Source organism: Hydrogenophaga intermedia (genome assembly GCF_000723405.1).
Taxonomy (GTDB): Bacteria; Pseudomonadota; Gammaproteobacteria; order Burkholderiales; family Burkholderiaceae_C; genus Hydrogenophaga; species Hydrogenophaga intermedia.
The window spans coordinates 1-23508 of the sequence record NZ_CCAE010000032.1; the positions used below are offsets into that span (position 1 = coordinate 1).

Annotated in this window: 21 protein-coding genes; 18 read left to right on the forward strand and 3 right to left on the reverse strand. The window is 68.3% G+C overall.

Going from position 1 to position 23508, the window contains the following annotated elements:
• Window positions 1-81: 81 nt before the first annotated feature.
• Complete coding sequence (locus BN948_RS16715) at window positions 82-399, forward strand: cache domain-containing protein (protein WP_035622669.1); 318 nt, start codon at window positions 82-84, stop codon at window positions 397-399.
• Between the two features lie 15 nt (window positions 400-414).
• Here the strand turns inward: BN948_RS16715 and rsxB are convergent, their stop codons facing one another.
• Together rsxB and BN948_RS16725 are read right to left on the reverse strand one after the other, a co-directional pair.
• The gene (rsxB, locus tag BN948_RS16720; RefSeq protein WP_009515737.1) at window positions 415-1074 is read right to left on the reverse strand and encodes an electron transport complex subunit RsxB; all 660 of its coding nucleotides are present in this window, start codon (window positions 1072-1074) and stop codon (window positions 415-417) included.
• On the reverse strand, window positions 1071-2393 hold the full coding sequence (locus BN948_RS16725) for a polyhydroxyalkanoate depolymerase (RefSeq protein ID WP_009515736.1): 1323 nt from the start codon (window positions 2391-2393) through the stop codon (window positions 1071-1073). The genes rsxB and BN948_RS16725 overlap by 4 nt, the downstream gene beginning before the upstream one ends.
• Window positions 2394-2519: 126 nt before the next feature.
• On the opposite strand from BN948_RS16725, the gene ygiD reads away from it, so the two are divergent.
• A complete protein-coding gene (ygiD, locus tag BN948_RS16730) occupies window positions 2520-3332 on the forward strand; it encodes a 4,5-DOPA-extradiol-dioxygenase (protein WP_009515735.1) in 813 nt (270 codons plus the stop codon).
• 42 nt (window positions 3333-3374) lie between these two features.
• On the opposite strand, the gene BN948_RS16735 is transcribed toward ygiD, so the two are convergent.
• Window positions 3375-4571: an amino acid aminotransferase gene (locus tag BN948_RS16735; protein ID WP_009515734.1), complete on the reverse strand. Its 1197-nt coding sequence runs from the start codon at window positions 4569-4571 to the stop codon at window positions 3375-3377.
• Window positions 4572-4832: 261 nt separating this feature from the next.
• Between BN948_RS16735 and BN948_RS16740 the strand changes: the two genes are divergently transcribed.
• From BN948_RS16740 to BN948_RS16815, 16 genes are all read left to right on the forward strand, one after another.
• Window positions 4833-5456, forward strand: coding sequence for an XrtA/PEP-CTERM system exopolysaccharide export protein (locus tag BN948_RS16740; RefSeq protein WP_009515733.1), 624 nt, complete (start codon window positions 4833-4835; stop codon window positions 5454-5456).
• Window positions 5457-5526: 70 nt separating this feature from the next.
• A complete protein-coding gene (locus BN948_RS16745) occupies window positions 5527-7095 on the forward strand; it encodes an XrtA system polysaccharide chain length determinant (RefSeq protein WP_009515732.1) in 1569 nt (522 codons plus the stop codon).
• A 15-nt stretch (window positions 7096-7110) separates the two neighbouring features.
• On the forward strand, window positions 7111-8028 hold the full coding sequence (locus BN948_RS16750; protein ID WP_009515731.1) for an XrtA-associated tyrosine autokinase: 918 nt from the start codon (window positions 7111-7113) through the stop codon (window positions 8026-8028).
• 18 nt (window positions 8029-8046) lie between these two features.
• Complete coding sequence (locus BN948_RS16755; RefSeq protein ID WP_009515730.1) at window positions 8047-9633, forward strand: TIGR03016 family PEP-CTERM system-associated outer membrane protein; 1587 nt, start codon at window positions 8047-8049, stop codon at window positions 9631-9633.
• 3 nt (window positions 9634-9636) lie between these two features.
• Window positions 9637-10782: an XrtA/PEP-CTERM system-associated ATPase gene (locus tag BN948_RS16760; protein WP_009515729.1), complete on the forward strand. Its 1146-nt coding sequence runs from the start codon at window positions 9637-9639 to the stop codon at window positions 10780-10782.
• A 22-nt stretch (window positions 10783-10804) separates the two neighbouring features.
• A complete protein-coding gene (locus BN948_RS16765; protein WP_009515728.1) occupies window positions 10805-11671 on the forward strand; it encodes an XrtA system polysaccharide deacetylase in 867 nt (288 codons plus the stop codon).
• Window positions 11664-12719 carry a FemAB family XrtA/PEP-CTERM system-associated protein gene (locus BN948_RS16770; RefSeq protein ID WP_009515727.1) on the forward strand — a complete coding sequence of 352 codons (1056 nt, stop codon included), beginning with the start codon at window positions 11664-11666 and terminating at the stop codon, window positions 12717-12719. The genes BN948_RS16765 and BN948_RS16770 overlap by 8 nt, the downstream gene beginning before the upstream one ends.
• A gap of 10 nt (window positions 12720-12729) precedes the next feature.
• Window positions 12730-13938, forward strand: coding sequence for a TIGR03087 family PEP-CTERM/XrtA system glycosyltransferase (locus BN948_RS16775; RefSeq protein ID WP_009515726.1), 1209 nt, complete (start codon window positions 12730-12732; stop codon window positions 13936-13938).
• 3 nt (window positions 13939-13941) lie between these two features.
• Window positions 13942-15843 (forward strand): XrtA/PEP-CTERM system amidotransferase, encoded by a 1902-nt coding sequence (locus BN948_RS16780; protein WP_009515725.1) that lies wholly within the window; start codon window positions 13942-13944, stop codon window positions 15841-15843.
• Entirely contained in the window at window positions 15840-16985 is a 1146-nt protein-coding gene (locus BN948_RS16785; RefSeq protein ID WP_009515724.1) for a TIGR03088 family PEP-CTERM/XrtA system glycosyltransferase, read from the forward strand. Before BN948_RS16780 ends, BN948_RS16785 begins: the two co-directional genes overlap by 4 nt.
• A gap of 14 nt (window positions 16986-16999) precedes the next feature.
• The gene (locus tag BN948_RS16790) at window positions 17000-18178 is read left to right on the forward strand and encodes a glycosyltransferase family 4 protein (RefSeq protein ID WP_009515723.1); all 1179 of its coding nucleotides are present in this window, start codon (window positions 17000-17002) and stop codon (window positions 18176-18178) included.
• Window positions 18175-19398 carry a glycosyltransferase family 4 protein gene (locus tag BN948_RS16795; RefSeq protein WP_009515722.1) on the forward strand — a complete coding sequence of 408 codons (1224 nt, stop codon included), beginning with the start codon at window positions 18175-18177 and terminating at the stop codon, window positions 19396-19398. The genes BN948_RS16790 and BN948_RS16795 overlap by 4 nt, the downstream gene beginning before the upstream one ends.
• The gene (locus tag BN948_RS16800; protein ID WP_009515721.1) at window positions 19385-20980 is read left to right on the forward strand and encodes an ArnT family glycosyltransferase; all 1596 of its coding nucleotides are present in this window, start codon (window positions 19385-19387) and stop codon (window positions 20978-20980) included. The genes BN948_RS16795 and BN948_RS16800 overlap by 14 nt, the downstream gene beginning before the upstream one ends.
• 11 nt (window positions 20981-20991) lie before the next feature.
• Window positions 20992-21198: a hypothetical protein gene (locus BN948_RS16805; RefSeq protein WP_009515720.1), complete on the forward strand. Its 207-nt coding sequence runs from the start codon at window positions 20992-20994 to the stop codon at window positions 21196-21198.
• Window positions 21191-22537, forward strand: coding sequence for a putative O-glycosylation ligase, exosortase A system-associated (locus tag BN948_RS16810; RefSeq protein ID WP_009515719.1), 1347 nt, complete (start codon window positions 21191-21193; stop codon window positions 22535-22537). Before BN948_RS16805 ends, BN948_RS16810 begins: the two co-directional genes overlap by 8 nt.
• Window positions 22534-23508 carry a glycosyltransferase family 2 protein gene (locus tag BN948_RS16815; RefSeq protein WP_009515718.1) on the forward strand — a complete coding sequence of 325 codons (975 nt, stop codon included), beginning with the start codon at window positions 22534-22536 and terminating at the stop codon, window positions 23506-23508. Before BN948_RS16810 ends, BN948_RS16815 begins: the two co-directional genes overlap by 4 nt.

The following is a 23508-nucleotide window of genomic DNA, read 5'->3' on the forward strand; positions in this document are numbered from 1 at the left end:
GATCTACCAACACCACCTCCGCGCCAGTGCTAGCTTTTCGTACCGTCACTTATTGCACTGAAAACGAGGAGACCCCTATTCGTGCGCGACCTGACGGAGCCCGCGCGGGGCTTTCACGACCGCGACATGTACGTCTTCGCGCTCGATGCCGCGGGCGTGTACCGGGCCTTTGGCGGCAAGCCCGAGAAGCTGGGCAGCCGCGTGCACGACATCGCCGGCGTGGACGGCGCGGCGCTGCTCGCTTCCATCGTGAGCCAGGCCGAGCAGGGGCCGGGTTGGGTGGAATACGACATCGTCAACCCCGCCAGCGGCGCGGTGCAGGCGAAGATGTCTTACGTGGTGAAGGTGGACGCGCTGTACCTGGGCTGCGGCGTGTACAAGACGGCGGCGGCGCGCTGAGGCCGCACCGCTGAATCAGGTCCCGGCCTGGCGCTTGGCCCGCGCGCGCGCCAGCGCGGCTTCGATGACGGCGCGTTTGCTGTCCAGCACCTGGGTGTCGGTGATGGACGATGCCGCCGCCAGATCGGCGAGCTTGGCTTCGGCCTTGGCCTCAAGCCGGGCGTCGTGTTCCACCGCTTCGCGCGCCAGGCGCTCGCGCCGCGCCGCATAGCGCGCCTTGCCCAGGGCCGCCTGCGCGGGCGACCAACCGGCCCAGCCCGTGCGCTCGCCGCTCACGTTTTCCAGCGAGATGCAATCGACCGGGCACACGGGGATGCACAGTTCGCAACCCGTGCAGTACGGCTCGATCACGGTGTGCATGCGCTTGTTGGCGCCAGCGATCGCGTCGGTGGGGCAGGCCTTGATGCACAGCGTGCAACCGATGCACCAGTCCTCGTCTATGACGGCCACGGTGACCGGGCCTTCGATGCCGTGCTCGCGGCTCAGCGGCAGGGCGGGGCGACCGGTGATGGCCGCGAGGCGGGCGATGCCTTCGGTGCCACCGGGCGGGCACTGGTGGATGCCGGCCTCGCCTTCGGCCACGGCTTGCGCGTAGCTGGCGCAGTCCGGGTAGCCGCAGCGCTGGCACTGCGTCTGCGGCAGGGCGTCGTCGATGCGGCGGGCGAGTTCGTTCATGCGCTCCTGGCGCGGGCCTTCGCCGCGGGCCGGGCGGAAGCCTTCGCCGCGGGTCGCACCTGGTGCTCCGCGATGAAGGCCTTGACCACCGGGTACACCATCTCGCGCCAGCGCCGGCCGCTGAAGATGCCGTAGTGGCCGGCGCCCTTGGCTTCGTAGTGCAGGCTGTGCGACTTGGGGATGCCGGTGCACAGGTCGTGCGCGGCAGCCGTCTGGCCGGCGCCCGAGATATCGTCCAGCTCGCCCTCGATGGTCAGCAGCCCACAGTCGCGGATGTCTTGCGGGCGCACGCGCTCAAGCTTGCCCTGTTCATTGCGCACGTCCCAGGTGCCCTTGACGAGCTCGAAGTCCTGGAAGACGGTCTTGATGGTGTCGAGGTAATAGTCCGCGTCCATGTCGAGCACCGCGTTGTACTCGTCGTAGAACTTGCGGTGCGCCTCGGCGCTGTCGTTGTCGCCCTTGACCAGGTCCTGGAAGTAGTCGTAGTGGCTGGAGGCGTGGCGGTCCGGGTTCATGGCCACGAAGCCGCTGTGCTGCAGGAAGCCGGGGTACACGCGCCGCCCGGCGCCAGGGAACTTGTCCGGCACGCGGTAGATGACGTTGTTCTCGAACCATTCGTGGCTGCGCTGCATGGCCAGGTTGTTCACCGCTGTGGGCGATTTGCGCGCATCGATCGGGCCGCCCATCATGGTCATGGACAGCGGCACCTTCTCGCCCCGGCTGGCCATCAGCGACACGGCCGCCAGCACTGGCACCGTGGGCTGGCACACGCTCATCACGTGGCAATTGCCGTAGATGCCCTGCACGTGGCCGATGAACTCCTGCACGTAGTTGATGTAGTCGTCAAGGTGGAACTCCCCCTCGGACAGCGGCACCAGGCGAGCGTTCTTCCAGTCGGTGATGTAGACCTTGTGGTCCTTGAGCAGGGTGCGCACCGTGTCGCGCAGCAGCGTGGCGTAGTGGCCTGACAGTGGCGCCACCACCAGCACCACGGGCTGGCCCTTGAGCTTCGTCAAGGTGTTCGGGTCATCGGTGAAGCGCTTGAAGCGGCGCAACTCGCAGAAAGGCTTGTCGATGTCCACCCGCTCGTGGATGGCGACGTTCACGCCGTCCACGTCCACGGTACGGATGCCGAACTCGGGCTTCTCGTAGTCCTTGCCCAGGCGGTGCAGCAGGTCGTAGCCGGCCGAGATGCGCTGCGCCATCGGCAATTGCGCAAAGGGCAACTGGGGGTTGCTGAACATGCGCGAGGCGACTTCGGCCAGGTCGGTGAAGGGCTCCATGAAGGAGCGTTGGGTTTCGTAGATCTGGTACAGCATGGTCACGGTTCCGTGAATGTTGCGGTGCAATGTAGCAGGATGCGGAAGACCCCGATGGGGGGAGAACACGCAGGGAAAGACCCCAGCTGTCGCCTTTGTGAACCGGGCTGACCGACAATTCCAATCATGAATACCCCCCATCGGCTTCCTGTGCTGTTCATCGGCCACGGCAGTCCCATGAACGCGATCGAGGACAACCACTGGCGCCGCACCTGGCAGGCGCTGGGGCCGCAGGTGCGCGAACGCGCGCCCGATGTGCGTCTGATCTTGTGTGTCTCGGCGCACTGGCTCACCCACGGCTGGTGGCTCACCGGCATGGACCGCCCGCGCACCATCCACGATTTCGGTGGCTTCCCGCAGGCGCTGTTCGACCAGCAGTACCCGGCGCCGGGCGCTCCCGGGCTGGCGCGCGAGATCGCGCAGTCGTTGGCATTGCCCGAGGGGCAGGGCGTTGCCGGCATCGACGAAGGCGAATGGGGCCTGGACCACGGGGCCTGGTCGGTGCTCAAGCCCATGTTCCCCGAGGCCGACATCCCCGTGGTGCAGCTCAGCATGGACTATGGGCGCCCGCCCGCCGAGCATCTGGCCCTGGGCCGCCAGCTCAAGGACTGGCGCTCGCGCGGCGTTCTGATCGTGGCCAGCGGCAACATCGTGCACAACCTGCGCGTCATGCGCCGCGACGTGCCCGACAACCAGGCCTATGACTGGGCGGTGGACTTCGACACCCACATCGCGGGGCTCATTCAGGCGGGCGACGCCGACGGCTTGGCGGATTTCCAGGCGCAGGGCGAGATGGCGAAGCTGTCGCAGCCCACCTGGGACCACTACCTGCCGCTGCTGTACGCGGCCGGCGCGACGGACCCGGACGAGCACGTCGAGTTCTTCAACGAGGGCTTCCAGGCCGCTGCGATATCCATGCGCTCAGTGATCTGGGGATGAAAAAAGCCACCCGAGGGTGGCTTTTTTGTGGGCAGTGGCGGCTTAGATCACCGCCGCGATGGACTTGCAGACGTGCCCGATGTTCTTGCCGTTCAGCGCGGCCACGCACATGCGGCCGGTGTCGGTGCCGTACACGCCGAACTCGTTGCGCAGGCGCACCATCTGGTCCTTGGTGAGGCCGGAGTAGCTGAACATGCCGATCTGGTCGGTGATGAAGCCCATGTCCTGCTTCACGCCCGCGGCTTTCAGGCCGTCCACCAGTTGCTGGCGCATGGCCTTGATGCGCACGCGCATCTCGCCCAATTCCTTCTCCCACAGGGCGCGCAGTTCGGGGTTGGTGAGCACGGCGGCCACCACCGCGCCGCCGTGGATGGGCGGGTTGGAGTAGTTGGTGCGGACCATGATCTTGAGTTGCGAGAGCACGCGATCGGCCTCGGCCTTGTCGGCGCACAGCACCGACAGCGCGCCCACGCGCTCGCCGTACAGGCTGAAGCTCTTGGAGAACGAGGTGGAGACGAAGAACACCAGGCCGGCTGCCACGAACTTGGCGATCACCGCGCCGTCCTCGGCGATGCCGTGGCCGAAGCCCTGGTAGGCCATGTCCAGGAAGGGCGTGAGGCGGCCCGCCTTCACGACCTCGATCACGCGGTCCCATTGGGCGGGCGTGATGTCGTAGCCGGTGGGGTTGTGGCAGCAGGCGTGCAGCACGGCGATGGTGCCGGGCGCGGCCGCCTTCAGGCTGGCGAGCATGCCGTCGAAGTCCACGCCGCGCTTGGCGGCGTCGTAGTAGGTGTACGTGCCGACCTCGAAACCGGCTTGCGTGAACAGCGCGCGGTGGTTCTCCCAGCTCGGGTCGCTGATCAGCACCTTCGCGGCCGGGTTCAGGCGTTTGAGGAAGTCGGCGCCAATCTTGAGGCCACCCGTGCCGCCGAGGGCCTGCACCGTGGCCACGCGGCCGCTCTTGACGGGCTCGCTGTCGGCACCGAACACCAGGCCCTTGACCGCGTTGTCGTAGGCGGCGATGCCGTCGATGGGCAGGTACCCGCGCGCGGCGGGCTTGTCCATCATGGCTTTTTCGGCGGCCTGTACGCATTGGAGCAGCGGCAGCTTGCCGTTCTCATCGAAATACACCCCTACCCCCAGGTTCACCTTGGCGGGGTTGCTGTCGGCGGCGAACTGTTCGTTCAAACCCAGGATCGGGTCGCGGGGGGCCATTTCAACGGCGGAGAAGAGGCTCATGAGGCAGTGGAGGGAGGAGGTGGAAGACCCGGAATTCTAGAGCGCGCGCCACCGCACGGCCGGGGGTGGCGGGGCTTCGTCAGGTGTCGACCTTTGACTTGCTTTCGGTCCTCATGATGTACTGCGCGTGCAGTACTGCATGGTGTCCCCCGATTGAATGACTTTCCCGAGGCGTGAAGGTGGTTCGCCATAGGGTGCTGGGGTATATTCGCCGACTGTTTACTTTTATTAACACTTGTCCCTTCTTTGGAGGCCGTGAGCATGCAAAAACATACGTCCATCCGCTTCCGCGTGGCCATGTTGGCGGCAGCGGCCATCCTGGCTGGCTGCGCCAGCGGCGGTTCGTATCCGCCCGCGCCCGCGGTGGCATCGAACGCGGCGGCGTACAACTACCTCATCGGCCCGGGCGACACGCTGTCCATCAGCGTCTGGCGCAACCCGGAGCTGTCGGCCGTGGTGCCGGTGCGCCCGGACGGCAAGGTCTCAGCCCCCTTGGTGGACGAGCTCGTGGCGCAGGGCAAGACCTCGCAGGAAATCGCCCGCGACGTCGAGAAGGCGCTGGGCAAGTACGTGCGCGACCCTGTGGTCACCGTGATCGTCACGAACTTTGTCGGTTCGCACAGCGAGCAGGTCCGTGTGGTGGGCGAGGCCGTCAAGCCCCAGGCCCTGCCGTTCCGTCACAAGATGACCGTGATGGACGTGCTCATCGCCTCCGGTGGCCTGACCGAATACGCCAATGGCAACAAGGCCACCATCGTGCGCGCTGCCGAGGGCAACAAGCGCTACAGCGTCCGCCTGGACGACCTCGTCAAGCGCGGCGACATCTCAGCCAACGTCGAGATGCTGCCGGGCGACGTGTTGATCATTCCCCAAGGCTGGTTCTGATTGAGCCAGCCCGGTTGGTCACCGTCGCCCCGGCGGTGACCGCGCTCGCTTCGATCGTCCCGGAATCCGCATGCACGAACTGATTCACCAACTCGCCAACGCGCTGCGCGGCATGTGGCTGTATCGCCGCACCGGCGTTGCCGTGGCCTGGGCCGTGGCCCTGCTGGGCGCCGCCGCCGTGATGTTCATCCCCGACCGCTTCGAGGCGTCGGCCCGGGTGTACGTCGACACGCAGTCGATCCTGCGCCCCCTCATGGCGGGCCTCACGATCCAGCCCGACGTTGATCAGCAGGTGGCCATGCTGGGCCGCACGCTGATCAGCCGTCCCACCATCGAGAAGCTGGTGCAGACCGAGGACCTCGGCGTGCCCCTGGCCGGCAAGCCCGAGCGCGACGCCATGGTCGGCCGCATCATGAGCAACATCCAGCTGCGCTCGACCGGCCGCGACAACCTCTACACCATCTCCTACCGCGACGAGAACCCGCAGCTCGCGCTGCACGTGGTCGATGCGCTGATGAAGACCTTCATCGCTTCGCGCGCGGGCGCCTACACCGCCGACGCCCAGAACGCGCGCAAGTTCATCGAAGAGCAGATCCGCAACTACGAGGCCAAACTCACCGAGGCCGAGACCCGCCTGAAGGACTTCCGCCTGCGCCACATCGAGATGCAGACCCAGGGTGGCATCGACATGGCTGGGCGCATGGCCGAGATCAGCACCACCCTCAGCCAGGCACGGCTCGAACTTCGCGAGGCCGAGAGTGCGCGCGAGGCGGCCCGTCTTCAACTGGAGCAAGCGCGCTCGGCGGCCCGCAACGCCGCCGCCACGGTACCCGCCCAGACGTTCGCGACTCCCGAGATCGACGCCCGCATCGACGTGCTGCGCCGCAGCCTGGACGGGCTGCTGCAGCGCTTCACCGAGCAACACCCGGACGTACAGAACACGCGCAAGCTGATCGCCGAGCTCGAGCAGCAGAAAGCGCGCGAGATCGAGGTCCTGCGCAAGCGCGCCCAGCAGGCCGAGGCCAGTGGGCGGCCCATGCCTGACATGAACCCGGCGATGCAGGAGATGTCGCGCACCCTCGCAGCCACCGAGGTGCAGGTGGCCTCGCTGCGCGCCCGCGTGGCCGAGTACGAAGGCCGCGCGGCCCGCATCCGCGAGCAGGCCAAGGTGGCACCCCAGGTCGAGGCCGAGCTGGCGCAGCTCAACCGCGACTACGACGTGCACCGCAAGAACTACGAAGACCTGGTGGCACGCCGCGAAACCGTGGCCCTGAGCGATGAACTGCAGAGCGACTCGAACGTGGCGCAGTTCCGTGTGGTGGAGCCGCCGCAGGTGTCGCGTCGCCCGGTGGCGCCCAATCGCGTGGTGTTGCTGCCCGGCGTGCTTCTGCTGGCGCTGGGTGCCGGCGCGGCGGTGGCGCTCATGGTGAGCAATCTGCGGCCGGTGTACTTCGATGCCGCCGGCCTGCGGACCTCGGTCGACCTGCCCTTGCTGGGTGTGGTCACTCAGGTGCGCAACGAGGTGATCCGTCACCGCCAGGGGCGCAGCATGCTGCGGCTGATCGTCTCGATCGTCGCGCTGGTGCTGCTGTTCGGGCTGGGCATGGTGGCCCTGTCCATTCACCAATCGTCCATGTGACCGGGGTGCGAGCAGATGGCAAGTCTGATTGAAAAAGCGGCGCAACGGCTGGAGCAACTGAGGCAGGCAGGCGCCGACGTGCCAGAGGCCGCGCCCCCATCGGCGGCGGGAGCCCTGCACGCGCCGGTGGCGGCACGCCCTCCCGCACCGCCGCAGCGTCTGCAGTCCAGTTCCAAGGTGGTCCAGCTCGACCTGGACGCGCTCACCGAGGCGGGCTTCGTGACGCCCAAGGCCCAGCGCTCGCTCACCGCCGAGCAGTTTCGTGTCATCAAGCGCCCGCTGCTGACCAACGCCATGGGCAAGGGCGCGGCGCCCGTGACCCACGGCAACCGGATCATGGTCACCAGTGCCGTGGCCGGCGAGGGCAAGACCTTCACCGCCATCAACCTGGCGATGAGCATTGCCATGGAGCTCGACCACACGGTGTTGCTGGTCGATGCGGACGTCTCGCGGCCGTCGATCATGAAGACCCTGGGCCTGCCGTCGGGCCCGGGCCTGCTCGACCTGCTGCTGGCCAACCAGACCGAAATGTCCGACGCGCTGCTGCGCACCAACATCGACAAGCTCACGCTGCTGCCCAGCGGCACGCCGCACCAGCGCGCCACCGAACTGCTGGCCAGTGACGCGATGAGCGCGCTGGTGGAAGAGATGGGCCGCCGCTACCCCGAGCGCATCATCATTTTCGATTCGCCACCGCTGCTGATGACCACCGAGTCGCGCGTGCTCGCCACGCACATGGGGCAGATCGTGATGGTGGTGCAGGCCGGCCAGACGCAGCGCGCCCAGGTGCGCCACGCGCTGGAGGCCATCGAGAACTGCCCGATCAAGCTCATGGTGCTCAACCAGGTCCGCGAGGAGGAGCGCAACTCCTACGGTTACGGATACGGCTACGGTTCCGCGGAAGCCGGGGCCGCGGCGGACACCGCCGCCTGACGCGAAACGAGGCAGACCATGCGCCCGACCACGAGCTCCTCGACCCCGCGCCGCCGGCCTCTGCGATTGAGTGCCGTGGCCCTGGCGGCCCTGGCATTGGTGGGCATGGCGCGCGCCCAAGTGCCTGTTGAGGTGCCGGCCGGCGCCGAAGGGCAGGAGTCCATCACGCCGCAAGGCCCGCCGCCGCGCGTGTGGATCGAGCCTCGCGTGTTCGCGCGCCAGTGGTACTCCGACAACTACCTCCTCACGCCCACTGACCGCCAGGCCGAGTGGACCACCGAACTCGGCGCGTCGGTGATGGCGGTGTTCAACCTGCCGCGCCTCACCGGAAGCGTCGATTACTCGCTCAGCGCCCTGTACCAGGCGCGCGGCGTGGGTGACGAAGACCACCTGCAGGGCCTCACCGCCGACCTGCTGCTCGACGCCTGGAACAACACCGCTTTCGTCGAGTTCAACGGCAACATCGGCCGCAGCCGCGTCTCCGCCTTCGACGTGCAGCCGGCCGGCGATTTCGAGCGCCCGAACCTGTCGGAGACCAAGCAGTTCCGCGTCTCGCCCTACCTGCGTGGCAGCTTCAACGACGCTGTCGACTACGAGTTGCGCTACAGCCGTTTCACCTCGCGCACCGAGGCCGACACCCGTTCAGACATCGACGAGAGTTCCGTGCTGGCTCGCGTGGGCAGCAGCGAGGGCCTGTCTCGGCTGGGCTGGTCGCTGGAGGCCTCGCGCAGCGACTTCGACTACAGCCTGGGCCGAGAGGTCCAGCTGCAACAGGTGATCGGTCAGCTGAACTACGCGCTGACGCCAAACTTGTTGATCTTTGCTCAGGGCGGTCGCGAATCCAACGACGTGCTCACCACCGACATGGAGTCCTACGCCACCTGGGGCGGCGGCTTCGACTGGCGGCCCACCCAGAACGCGCGCATCGCCATGGGGGCCAACAAGCGCTTTTTCGGCCACGACCACAACCTGCAGCTCGAATACCAGATGCGCCGCTCGGTCGTGCGCTTCACGGATTCGCGCGACATTTCCACCAGCCAGTTCGGCCTGGGTGACGAGAACACCACGTTGTCGGGCCTGCTCGACGCGCTGTATGGCGGCTCCATCCCCGATCCCGTGCAGCGCGCCCAGCGGGTGCAGTCCGAACTCGACCGCCTGGGCCTGCCCGGCGACCTCACCGATTTCCCGGGCTACCTCACCTCATTCGTCACCGAACAGCGCACGCAGGAGCTGTCCTTCGTGATGCTGCTCAGCCGCGGCGCCATCACGGCCGCCATCAACCGCACGCGCTCGAACCAGCTCAACACCGGCCTTGCCGCCAACGACGACTTCAGCCTCGCTGGCGAGATCCTGGAGAAGGGCTGGACGGTGGGATACGCGCACCGCCTCACGCCACGCACGGCGGCCAGCATCATCTACCAGCGCCAGGAAAACGAGGGCGTGGGCACCGACCTGCGCAACCGCCTCGATTCGATCACCCTGGGGCTGACCTCGCGCCTGAGCGCCCGCACCACCGGCGTGTTGCTGCTGCGCCGCTCGGCTTTCGACGCAACCTTTCCTTACCGGGAAACGGCCATCCAGGCCATGGTTTCCCATCGGTTCTGATTCATGTACGAAGCCTTCTACGGGCTCAAGAGCAAGCCATTCCAGCTCAACCCGGACCCGCGTTTCTATTTCTCGGGCAAGCCGCACCGGCGCGCGCGCTCGTACCTGGTGTACGGCGTCATGCGGGGCGAGGGCTTCATTGTCATCACCGGTGAGGTCGGCGCCGGCAAGACCACCATCGTGCGCGACCTGCTCGACAGCCTGGAGAACGGCTCGGTGGTGGCGGCGCAGCTGGTGAGCACGCAACTGGGCGCCGAGGACGCGCTCAAGCTCGTGTGTGGCGCCTTCGGCGTGTCGGTCAAGAGCAACGGCAAGGCCGACATGCTCATGGCCCTGGAGGCCTACTTCATCACCCAGGTTTCACAGGGCAAGCGCTGCCTGTTGATCGTCGACGAGGCGCAGAACTTGCAGCCCCAGGCGGTGGAAGAACTGCGCATGCTCTCCAACTTCCAGTTCGGCGACCAAGCACTGCTGCAGACCTTCCTGATCGGGCAGCCCGAGTTCCGCGACATCCTGCAGAGCCCGCGCATGCTGCAATTGCGCCAGCGTGTCACCGCGCGCTGCCACCTGGGCCCACTGGACGAAGAAGACACGCGTGGCTACGTGGAGCACCGCCTCAAATGCGCCGGCGCCACCGACAAGCCCAGCTTCGACGAGGCCATCTTCGCGCAGTTGCACCACGAGACCGGTGGCATCCCGCGCCGCATCAACCTGCTGATGGACCGACTGCTGCTGCAAGGCTTTCTGGCCGAGACGCCGCACCTCACCATCGAGGCCTTCAACGAGGTGGTCAACGAGGCCCAGGCCGAGGCCGCCGCCTCACCGACGCGCACCACGCTCGACGCCGAACGTTGGGGCCCGTTGGCCGAGCGGCCCGCTCGGGGCCTGCCCCCCACGCTCACCGACCAGGTCGAGCCGCTGGACCTTGACCTCGACCCGGGCACGGTCGAGGGCATGTCCGAGCAACTCACGCAGGTGGCGGCCGAGCAGCTCAGCGCGCGGCTGCTGCGCATCGAGCGCAGCGTGCTGCGTCAGGAACGCATCAGCCTGGAAATCCTCAGCTCGCTGCGACGCATCGTCGCGGGCGCGCGCAAAGGCCGCAACGGCAACGGCCCGTCGAGCGGCCCGTCGAACGACGCACCGGGCTGAGGCTACTTCAGGGAGCGCCCTCATGTTGATGAAGACCGATCGAAAGAACGCCCTCACCATCGACGTGGAAGACTACTTCCAGGTCTCTGCCATGGCGCCCTACATCCGCCGCAGTGACTGGGACAGTTGCGAGTGCCGCGTCGAGCGCAATGTGGACCGCATCCTGGCCATCCTGGCCGAGGAGGGCGCTCAGGCCACCTTCTTCACCCTGGGCTGGGTGGCCGAGCGTTACCCGGCCATGGTGCGGCGCATCGTCGAACAAGGCCACGAACTCGCCAGCCATGGCTACGGCCACGAGCGCGTGAGCGACCTTGACCAGACCGACTTCCGCGACGACGTGGTTCGCGCCAAGCGCGTGCTCGAAGACACCGGTGGCGTGGAGGTGCTGGGCTACCGCGCGCCCAGTTTTTCCATCGGCGACAGCAACCTCTGGGCACTGGACGTGTTGGCCGACACGGGCCACTGCTACAGCTCGAGCATCTACCCGGTGCGCCACGACCACTACGGCTCGCCCGACGCGCCGCGCTTCATGCACACGGTGCGCGAGGGCCTGATCGAGGTGCCGCCCACCACCTTGCGGCTGTTCAGCCGCAACCTGCCGTCCAGCGGCGGCGGCTACTTCCGGCTGCTGCCCTACAGCCTGTCGCGCTGGATGATCGAGTCCGTGAACCGGCGCGATGGCGAGTCCGCCATCTTCTACTTCCACCCCTGGGAGATCGACGCCGAGCAGCCCCGCGTGCCGGGCATCGACCTGAAGACGCGCTTTCGCCACTACGTGAACATCGAGCGCAACGAGGCCAAGCTGCGCCGGCTCCTGAAGGACCTTCCCTGGGGCCGCATGGACCAGATCTTCCTCGGGCGCCGGCAGGCAGAGGTGGCGCTTGCCTGATGCCACGACGCTGAGCCTGCACCGCCTCGACGGCAGCCGCGCCGACGAGGTGGCACGCTGGGACGCCTTCGTCACGGCCTGCCCCGAGGCCACCTTCTTTCACCGCGCGGGCTGGGAGCGCATCACCCGCGAGGTGCTGCGCCACGACACGCACTTCCTCTACGCCGAGTCGCGCGGCCAGATCCGCGGCGTGTTGCCGCTGGCCCGCGTGCAGAGTCGACTGTTCGGCCATTCGCTGAGCAGCCTGCCGTTCGCGGCTTACGGTGGCGTGGCCGCGCTGGACGACGAAGCCCGCACCGCCCTGGAGGCCGAAGCCCAGGCCATTGCCCAGCGCCTGGGCGTGGAGCACCTGGAGCTGCGCCACATCGAACGCCGCCACCCCGACTGGCCCGCGCAGGACCAGCTCTACGTCACCTTTCGCAAGCCCATCGAGCCCACGGAAGAGGCCAACATGCAGGCCATTCCGCGCAAGCAGCGCGCCATGGTGCGCAAGGGCATCAAGCTGGGCCTGGTCTCGCACATCGACCCTGGCGTGGACCGCTTCTTCGCGCTCTACGCCAGCAACGTACACCGCCACGGCACGCCCGCGCTCTCGCGCCGCTACTTCCAGGCCCTGCGCGACACTTTCGGCAACGACTGCGAAGTGCTCACCGTCACGGACGCCGAGGGCAAGCCCTTGACCAGCGTGCTCAGCTTCTACTTTCGCGACGAGGTGCTGCCCACCTTCGCGGGTGACGACCCGGCCGCGCGCGACCTCGCCGCCAACGACTTCAAGTACTGGGAACTCATGCGCCGCGCCTGCGAGCGCGGCCTCAAGGTGTTCGACTACGGGCGCAGCAAGGTCGGCACCGGCCCCTACGCGTTCAAGCGCAACTGGGGCTTCGAGCCCACGCCGCTGAACTACGAATACCGCCTCTACAAACGCGACGGCATCCCGCAGAACAACCCGGCCAACCCCAAGTACAAGCTGATGATCGAGACGTGGCGGCGCCTGCCGCTGCCGGTGGCCAACTGGCTGGGCCCTCACATCGTCCGGAATCTTGGATGAGGGCAGGGCGATGACACCGCTGCTGTACCTCGTCCACCGCATGCCGTACCCGCCCGACAAGGGCGACAAGGTGCGCTCGTACCACCTGCTGCGCCACCTGCAGCAGAAGCACCGCGTCTTCCTGGCCACCTTCATCGACGACCCCGCCGACGAAGCACACCTGGACGCCTTGCGTGCCCTGTGCCCCGACCTGTACGTGGCGCGCCTGAACCCGCGCTGGCGCAAGCTGGCCAGCGCGCGCGCGTTGCTCACGGGCGAGGCCCAGTCACTGGCCTACTACCGCCACGCCGGGCTGCGCCGCTGGGTGCGGCAGGTGGCGGCCGAGCACCGGCCCGCCGCCAGCGTGGTGTTCTCCTCCACCATGGCGCCGTACGCGCACGAGCTGCTGCCGCAGGTGCCCATGCTGGTCGACCTGGTGGACGTGGACTCGGCCAAGTGGACGCAGTACGCGCCTGCGCACCACTGGCCCATGTCCTGGCTGTACCGCCGCGAAGGCCGCCGCCTGCTGGCGCACGAGCGCGACATGGCCCTGGCCGCGCGCCGCAGCTTTCTGGTCACGCAGCAGGAGGTCGATCTCTTCGACTCGCTTGCGCCCGACTGCCGTGGCCGCGTGGAAGCCGCCGGCAACGGCGTGGACGCCGAGCGCTTCCGCCCCAACCCGGCGCTGCCGTCGCCCTTCGCCGCGGACGAGCGCGCCATCGTCTTCACTGGTGCCATGGACTACTGGCCCAACGTGGACGCGGTGCAGTGGTTCGCCACCGAGGTGCTGCCGCGCATCCGCGAGCGCGAGCCGCGCGCCAGCTTCTGGATCGTGGGCCGCAACCCCACGCCGGCCGTGCAGGCGCTGGCCAACGACGCGGTGCACGTCACCGGCACCGTGCCGCAGGTGGAGCCCTACCTGCAGCACGCCGCCGCCGTGGCCGCACCGCTGCGCGTGGCGCGTGGCATCCAGAACAAGATCCTGGAGGCCATGGCCATGGGGCAACCCGTGATCACGGTCTCCTCCTGCGCCGAGCCCATCGGCGCCACGGCCGAGCAGGGCCTGTGGCGCTGCGACGAGGCCGACTGCTTCGTGCAGGGCGTGCTCGCCTGGCTGGCCGATCCCGCGCGGCGCGAGCGCCTGGGCGCGGCGGCGCGCGAACACGTTGTCCAGAACTTCAGCTGGCAGGCCAATCTCGATCGTCTCGCGGCCTGGCTGCCCACCACGGAAAGCACCTGAACCATGTGCGGTATCGCCGGTCTGTTCGACCCCGTGGGACTGCGGCCCTTCGACCCCGCGCTGATGCGCCGCATCAACGACGTGCAGTCGCACCGTGGCCCAGACGGTGACGGCCTGCACCTGGAACCCGGCCTGGCCTTCGGCCACCGGCGCTTGGCGGTGATCGACCTGTCCACTGGGGACCAGCCGCTGTTCAGCGAGGACGGCAGCGTCGCCATCGTCTTCAACGGCGAGATCTACAACTACCAGCAACTGGTGCCCGAGCTGCGCTCGCTCGGCCTGAAGTTCCGCACCCGCAGCGACACCGAGGTCATTGTCAACGCCTGGCGCGCCTGGGGCCCCGCCTGCGTGCAGCGCTTGCGCGGCATGTTCGCCTTCGCGCTGTGGGACCGCCACCAGCAGACGCTCTTCCTCGCGCGCGACCGCCTGGGCGTCAAGCCCCTGCACTACGCCTGGCTGCCCGATGGCAGCTTCGTCTTCGGCTCCGAACTCAAGGTCATCACCTCCCACCCCGCTTTCCAGCGCCGCATCGACCCGCTCGCGGTGGAGGAGTACTTCTCGCTCGGCTACGTCGCCGATCCGCGCTGCATCTACGAAGGCGTGCACAAGCTGCCCTCCGCCCACACGGTCACGCTGCGTCGCGGCGGGCCGCAACGCCCCGATCCCCAGGCTTACTGGGACGTGCGCTTCACGACCGACAACCCCATCAGCGAAGCCGACGCTCAGGCCGAGCTGCGCGAACGCCTGAAGGAATCGGTGCGCCTTCGCATGATCGCCGACGTGCCGCTGGGCGCCTTCCTCTCGGGTGGGGTGGACTCCAGCGCCGTGGTGGCCAGCATGGCCGGCCTGTCCGACTCTCCGGTGCACACCTGCGCCATCGGCTTTGACGACCCGCGCTTCAACGAATCGGACTTCGCGAAGATGGTGGCCGATCGCTACCGCACCGACCACACGCTCGACGTGGTGGGCAGCGAGGACTTCGACCTCATCGACACCCTGGCCTGGCTGTACGACGAACCCTTCGCCGACAGCTCGGCCATTCCCACCTACCGCGTGTGCCAGATGGCCCGCAAGCACGTGACCGTGGCCCTGTCGGGCGACGGTGGCGACGAGAGCTTCGGTGGTTACCGCCGCTACCGCCTGCACCTGGGCGAAGAGGCCCTGCGCCGTCGCCTGCCGCTGGGCCTGCGCCGCCCGGTCTTCGGTCCGCTCGGCCAGATCTACCCCAAGGCCGACTGGGCGCCGCGCCCCCTGCGCGCCAAGACCACCTTCCAGGCCCTGGCCATGGACAGCGTGGAGGCCTACCACCACAGCATGTCGCACCTGCGCGCCGACCAGCGCAGCGCGCTCTTCAACGCGGGCTTCAAGCGCCAGCTCAACGGCTACAGCGCGCTCGACGTCTTCACGCACCATGCCGAGCACGCGCAGACCGACGACCCGCTGGCGCTCATCCAGTACCTGGACTACAAGACCTGGCTGGTCGGCGACATCAACACCAAGGTGGACCGCGCGAGCATGGCGCATTCGCTGGAGGTGCGCGAACCGCTGATGGACCACGAACTGATCGAGTGGCTGGCCACGCTGCCCAGCCACCTCAAGATCGACGGCAGCGAGGGCAAGGCCCTGCTCAAGCGCGCCATGGAGCCCATGTTGCCGCACGACGTGCTGTACCGCCCCAAGATGGGCTTCTCGGTGCCGTTGGCCGACTGGCTGCGCGGCCCGCTGGCCGGCCGAGTGAAAGACGCCGTGCTGGGCGATCGGCTGCGCGACTCGGGCTACTTCGAGGCAGGCCGCCTGCAACGCCTGGTGGACGAGCACCAGCGCGGCACCAGCGACCATGCCACGCCGCTGTGGATGCTGATGATGTTCGAGGCCTTTCTGCGCCGGCATGAGGTGAGCGCGTGAAACGGCTGCGCGTGCTGCACGTGGTCTACCGCTTCGACATCGGCGGGCTGGAAAACGTCATCGTGCAGCTCATCAACCGCCTGCCGGCCGACCGCTTCGAGCACGTGGTGCTCTCGCTCACCACGGTGAGCGATTTCCGCCAGCGCGTGGAGCGCGAAGGCGTGCGCTTCATCGCACTCGACAAGCCGCCCGGCCACGCGCTCAAGCAGTACCCGGCCATCTGGCGCCTGCTGCGCGAGATCCGCCCCGACGTGCTGCACACCTGCAACCTCGCGCCGCTGGAGGTGGTGCCCGTGGCGTGGGCCGCGGGCGTGCCCTGGCGCATCCACGTCGAACACGGCTGGGACGCGCACGACCCGCAGGGCAGGAATCCCAAATACCGCTGGCTGCGACGCGCCTACGCGCCCTTCGTGAGCCGCTTCGTCTCGGTCTCGGCCGACCTGGACCGCTACCTGGGCGAGGCCGTGGGCGTACCGGCGGCCAAGCGCCTGCTCATCGGCAACGGGGTGGACACGCGGCGCTTTTCGCCCGGCCCCGCACCGGCCATCGACGGCTGCCCCTTCGAGCCCGGCCGCCACTGGCTGGTGGGCACCGTGGGCCGCCTCATGACCGTGAAAAACCAGCCGCTGCTGGCGAGAGCCTTCGTGCGCTGGCTGCGCGAGCGGCCAGAGCTCGCCGAACGTGCGCGGCTGGTGATCGTGGGAGAAGGCGCCCTGCGCGCCGAGGTCGAGCGTGTGCTCGATGAGGCCAACATGCGCCACCTGGCCTGGTTGCCCGGCGCACGCAGCGACGTGGCCGACATCCTGCGCGCGTTCGATGTGTTCGTGCTGCCGTCGCAGGCCGAAGGCACCTCCTGCACCTTGCAGGAAGCCATGGCCAGCGGCAAACCCGTGCTCGCCACCGCCGTGGGCGGCACGCCCGACGTGTTTGCGGACGGCGTGAGCGGCCTGCTCGTGCCCTCCGACGACGAGGGCGCCATGGTCAGCGCGCTGAACCGCCTGCACGACGACAACGCGTTCGCCCAGGGCCTGGCCCGCGCCGCTCGCGAGCGCGCCGAGCAACACTATTCCATCGACCGCATGGTCGACGCCTACGCCGCGCTGTTCGCGCGCGATGCGGCGCCGCGCCTGCAGATCGCCTGATCGCCCGACGCCCCATGCGCATCCTCTACCACCACCGCACCGCCAGCAAGGACGGCCAGGCCGTGCACATCGAGGAAATGATCGAGGCCCTGCGCGGCCTGGGCCACGAGGTGCGCATCGTCGCGCCCGCGGTGGGCGGCGACGAAGGCCGCATGGGCGACGACGTGGGCTGGGTGCACCGCCTCAAGGCCGTGCTGCCGCGCGCGCTCTACGAACTCATGGAACTGGGCTACAGCCTGGTGGCCTACCGCAAGCTCGTGGCCGCCGCGCGCGAGTTCCAGCCCGACGTCATCTATGAGCGCTACAACCTGTTCCTGCTGGCCGGCCTCATGGCCAAGCGCAAACTGGGCCTGCCGCTGCTGCTGGAGGTGAACGCCCCTCTGGTGCTCGAGCGCGAACAGCACAGCGGCGGCCTGTCGCTCAAGCGCCTGGCGCGCTGGGCCGAGGGCACCGCCTGGCGCGGGGCCGACGCCGTGTTGCCGGTGACGGCCGTGCTCGCGAATCACGTGAAGGCCTATGGCGTGCCGGCCGAACGCATCCACGTGGTACCCAACGGCATCAACCGGGCCCACTTCGACGAAGCGCCCGCGCGCGACGAGGCCAAGCGCCGCCTGAACCTGCAGGGCCGCCTGGTGCTGGGCTTCACCGGCTTCGTGCGCGAATGGCACGGCGTGGACCGCATCATCGACTGGATGGCCACACCCGACGCGCCGCCCGAGTCCCATCTGTTGATGGTGGGTGACGGCCCGGTGCGCGGCGCGCTGGAGGCGCAGGCCGCGCGCCTCGGGTTGTCCGACCGCGTCACCTTTACCGGCGTGGTGCACCGCGACGCCGTGCCCGCGCACGTGGCTGCTTTCGACATCGCGCTGCAGCCCGCCGTCACGTCCTACGCCTCACCGCTCAAGCTGATGGAGTACCTGGCCCTGGGCAAGGCCGTGGTGGCGCCGGCCACGCCCAACCTCATGGAAGTGCTGACGCACGAACTCAACGCGCTGCTGTTCGAAGAGCAAGGCCGCGGCGCGCTGGAGGCCGCGCTCACCCGCGTGTGCCGCGACGCCGCGCTGCGCGAGCGCCTGGGCGAGGGCTCGGCCCACACCATCGAGCGCCTGCAGCTCACGTGGGTGGGCAACGCGCGCCGCGCGGTGGCGCTGGCGCAGGCAGCGCAAACGGCACAGGGCAGGGCGGCCGCATGAAGCCCATCAAGGTCCTGCTCTTCTCCTCGCTGTTTCCCAGCAGCGTGCGTTCCATCCACGGCATCTTCGTCGAGACGCGGCTGCGCGAACTGGTGAAGAGCGGGGGGGTCGAGGCCAAGGTCGTCGCGCCCGTGCCGTGGTTCCCATCCACCGCGAAACGCTTCGGCGAATACGCCCAGTTCGCCGCCACCCCCCGATACGAGCAGCGCAACGGTCTGGAGGTGTTCCACCCGCGCTACCTGCTGCTGCCCAAGGTGGGCATGAACCTGGCGCCCTGGGCCATGGCGCTCGCGGCGCTGCCGCTGCTCAAGCGCATCCAGCGCGAGGGCTTCGATTTCGACCTCATCGACGCCCACTACTACTACCCCGACGGCGTGGCGGCCGGCCTGCTGGCCAAGTGGCTCGGCAAGCCCTTCGTGGTGACGGCGCGCGGCACCGACCTCAACCTCATCCCGCAATACGCCTACCCGCGCCGCCTCATCCTGGAGACGGCCGCGCGCGCCAGCGGCTCCATCGGCGTGTGCCAGGCGCTCATGGATTCGCTGCGCGATCTGGGCGGCGATCCGTCCAAGCTGCACGTGCTGCGCAACGGCGTCGACCTGGAGCGCTTCGTGCCCGAACCGCGCGAGCTTGCGCGCGAGCGCCTGGGCCTGCCCGTGGACGGGCGCTACCTGCTGTCCGTGGGCCTGCTGATCGAGCGCAAGGGCCACCACATCGCCATCGAAGCGCTTACGCAACTGCCCGGCGTCACCCTGCTGATCGCCGGCTCCGGCCCCGACCGGGCGAAGCTGGAGGCCCTGGCCGCGCGCCTGGGCGTGGCCGATCGCGTGCGCTTCGCGGGCGTGGTGCCGCAGACCGAGCTGAAGTGGTGGTACGCCGCGGCCGACGTGCTCACCTTGTGCAGCAGCCGAGAAGGCTGGGCCAACGTCTTGCTTGAAGCCATGGCCTGCGGTACACCCGTGATCGCCACCAACATCTGGGGCACGCCCGAGGTGGTGAGCACGCCGGACGCGGGCCGCCTGATGCGCGATCGCGACGCGGCCTCACTGGCCGACGCCTGGCGCGAGCTCATGGCGGCACTGCCGGCGCGTGAGGCCGTGCGCCGGCACGCGGAACGTTTCTCGTGGGAGGAGACGACCCAGGGACAGCTCGACCTGTTCCGGTCGGTGATCAGGCCCGAACCTCCCGTGGCGCGAGGACAAGGACATGAAATCGCGTAGTTCCTGGGTGCTTGCCAGCGCTGTGCTGGTCGCGGTGCTCGCCTTGCTCTGGTGGCAGTCGCCGCGCGGCGGCGCTTTCTGGTGGAGCGACGCCCCGCGCCACGCGCTCAACGCCGCCTTCGTCACCGACCTGCTGCGCGACCTGCCCTGGCACGACCCGGCGGGCTACGCCTACCGCTACTACGCGCAATACCCGGCGCTGACCATCCTCTTCTACCCGCCGCTGCTGTACTTCGTCACCGCGCCGTTCTACGCGCTGTTCGGTGTCTCGCATGAGGTGGCCCTGCTGGTGGTTTTCCTGCACTACTTCGCCTTTGGCCTGGGCTGCTGGCGCCTGGCGCGCTGCTGGCTCGATCCGCTGCCCGCGCTGACCTTCGCGCTGCTCATGGTGCTGCTGCCCGAGATCGCGCTGTGGGGCCGCCAGGTGATGACCGAGGTGCCGGCCTACGCCTTCCTGGTGTGGAGCGCGGTGGCCTTCGTCGAGCACCGGCGCGGCGGGCGCATCGGCCTGCTGTACCTGGCCGCGGCCCTGCTGGTGCTGGCCATGTACACCAAGATCACGGTGGGTTTCGTTGGCCTGGTCTACCTCGCGGTGCTGGCGCGGGAGCAGGGTGCGGCCCTGTTGCGCCGCCCGCACCACTGGGCCGTGGCCGCGCTGGCGCTCCTCGGCCTCGTGCCCCTGATCGTCATGACCCTGAAATTCGGACAGGCCAACGTGCAGTCGGTGGCCGGCGTGGCGGATGCGGCTGCCTCTCGCGCGAGCCTGCAGGGTTGGCTGTGGTACCTGCGGCAGATGCCCTCGCAGATGGGCTGGCCGCTGCTGGTCGTGGCCGTGCTGGGTGTCTGGCGCGCCTGGCGCCAGCGCGCGGCGTTGCCCTGGTGGGGCCTGTGGCTAAGCTGGTTCGTGGTGGGCTACCTGTTCTTCTCGCTGATCGATCTCAAGGAAGCGCGCCACAGCGTGTTCCTGCTGCTGCCCGTGGCCTTCGTGGCGGTCTGGGCCGTGCAGGACCTGCTGCCGCACGCGATGGGCCACGCGGCGCTGCTGGCCCTGGTGCTGTCCACCGGCGCCGTCACCCTGTGGTGGCGCCCGGTCCCCTACGTGGACGGCTACGCGCGCGTGGTGGACCAGATCGCCCGCCGCGCGCCTCGAGACAGCGTGGTGCTGTTCTCGGGCTACCGCGACGGCTCCTTCATCTTCAACCTGCGCGCGCGCGAGGACCGGCGTGACCTGAGCGTGCTGCGCGCCGACAAGCTCCTGCTGCGCGTGGCCGTGCGGCGCGAGCTGGGTGTCGAGGAAAAACCCGTGAGCGAAGCGGAACTCGGCCAACTGCTCAACGATCAAGGCGTGCACTACGTGGTGATGCAACCCGGCTTCTGGACCGACCTGGAGGCCATGCGCCGATTCGAGCGCCTCATGGCCGGCCCGCAGTTCGAAGAGGTGGCGCGCATTCCCACGCCCGCCAACCACCGCGCGCACGAGACCGAGCTCGTGATCCTGCGCAACAAGGGACCCGTGAACCCACACCACAAGCCGCTGGAGATCGAGCTCAAGATGATCGACCGCACGATCACCGTCAACTGAAGAAAGACCGCATGGAAGCCCTCATCTTCATGTTCGACGTGGCCTGCATGACCTACCTCTGCTGGCGCGTCTACAAGCTCGACCCGAAACGCCCGCGGCCCGACGACCTGGGCTACTTCCAGTACCGCGTGCACGACGCCCACGCCCCGGCCGAGCCGCCGCCGGGCAAGGCCAATGGCAAAGCCAATGGTCGGCGCAAGGAGCGTGCCGGTGCGTGACCTGTTCTTCGCCCTGGCCATGCTGGCCCTGGTGCCGCTGGCCTTCCTGCGCCCCTTCAACGCCTACATGCTCTGGGGCTGGACGTCCGCGATGATCCCCACGGGCTTCCTCTTCGGCTTCATGGCCAGTGCGCGGGTGAACTTCATCTTCGCCGGCATCACCTTGCTGCTGGTGGTGCTGCGCCGCGTGGACTGGAGCCAGTACCGCTTCAACTGGGCGGTCGCGCTGTATCTGGTCTTCCTGCTGCACGCGACCATCTCCTGGCTCACGGGCTACGGGGGCAACGGCAACAACGCCAAGTACTACGACATCCTCATGAAGGGCCTGATCTTCAGCATGCTCATGCCGATGTTCGTGCAGTCGCGCATGCACATCCACCTGATGCTGCTGGTGGTGGTCTTCGGCCTGGGCCTGCACGGCATGATCGAAGGACTCAAGACCGTGGTCTCGGGCGGCTCGCACAACATGTACGGCCCGGCCGGCAGCATGCTCTACGACCGCAACCACCTGTCCACTGCGTTGGCCATGGTGCTGCCCATTGCCTACTACCTCTACCTGCACTCCGTGCACCGCTTCGCGCGCTGGGGCTTCCTGGCCCTGTTCGTGATCATCGTGCTGGCCATCATGGGCGGCGGTTCGCGCGGCGGCTTCGTCGCGCTGGCGGTGGTGGCCTTCTGGCTCATCCTCACCTCGCGCCACCGCTGGCGCACGCTGTTCATCGTGCTCGCGCTGGGCCTGCTGCTGTGGCAGTTCGTGCCCGATTCCGTGGTGAACCGGCTGGAGACCATCGGCGACGCCAACGAGGACGACTCCTTCATGGGCCGCGTGCACGCCTGGAAAATCAGCTCGGCACTGGCGCTGGAACACCCCTTCTTCGGCGGCGGTTTCCATGCGGTGCAGGTGCAGTACGTGTGGGAGCAGTTCAAGACCGCCCCCAGCCTGCTGGACTTCCTCAACATGCCCGAGCCCGAGTTCGTGCTCGCCAAGGCCGCGCACAGCGTGTACTTCGAGGTGATGGGCGACCTGGGCTTTCTGGGCCTGTTCCTCTATCTGCTGATCTTCTCCATGCCGCTGCTGGCGCGCTTCTCCGTCAAGCGCATGGCCACGCGCCTGGGCCCCGACTACGTCTGGGCGCGCGACCTGGGCGACATGCTGATGCTGGCCGTCATGGCGTACATGGTGGGTGGCGCGGCCGTGAGCGTGGCCTACCTCGAGGTGGCCTACCTCATGGTCATGCTGATGGCGGTGCTGCAGGTGCACCTGCGCCAGCGCCTGAGCGAGCACGAGCGCGCGCAGGCCCGCGCCGGGCGCGCCACGCTGGCGGGGAGCGCGGCGTGAATACGGTGGAGCCGACGGTCTCGGTGATCATGCCGGCGTGGAATGCCATGCGCTACATCCACGCCGCCATCGACAGCGTGCTGTCGCAGTCGTACGAAGACCTCGAGCTCATCGTCATCAACGACGGCTCCAGCGATGGCGACTACGCTGCGCTGGAGCGCATCGACCCGCGCGTGCGCGTGATCGACGGCGCGCGCGGTGGCGTCTCGCGCGCGCGCAACCTCGGCATGGCCCAGGCGCGCGGACACTACTTTGCCTTCATCGACGCGGATGACCTGTGGGTGCCCGGCAAGCTGCGCATGCAGGTGGACTACCTGGAGTCGCACCCGGACCTCGGCATTGTGTTCGGCGAGATCTATCGCTGGCGCCCCGACCCCGATGGCACCTGGCCCGATCCGTCCGCGCACTTTCCCGATGCGCAGACCCTGGCGCAACCCAATCCCGACTGGCACGGCTGGATGTACACGCGCATCCTCATGGGTTGCACCCTGGGCATGATCACGCCGCTGATGCGCCGTGAGGTCTACCGCGCGGCCGGCGGCTTCGACGAAAGCATGGAGCGCGGCGAGGACTACGATTTCTGGCTGCGCTGCTCGCGCCACGCGCGTATCCAGGGCTTCTCGGCGGTGATGGCCATCTACCGCATCCACCCCGCCAGCGCGATGCACAAGATGATCGAGCGCAACCACCTGGCCGAACTGCTGGAGCGCGCCCGCGAGCGCTGGGGCCTGAGCGACCCCGACGGGCGCCGCTTGCCCCGGCTGCACTACCGCTACCGCCTGGGCCGCGCGCATTTCGACCACGGCTACACGCACTACTGGTCGGGCGACCCCGCCGTCGCGGCGCGTGAGTTCGCGCAGTCCTTTCGCCGCGGCTGCCTGATGGGTCGCTCGGCCGCGTTCTGGGCCTTGAGCCAGCTCAAGCGCCTGCGCGCCGCCACCATTGCACCCGGCCCCATCGAACGAAGCTGA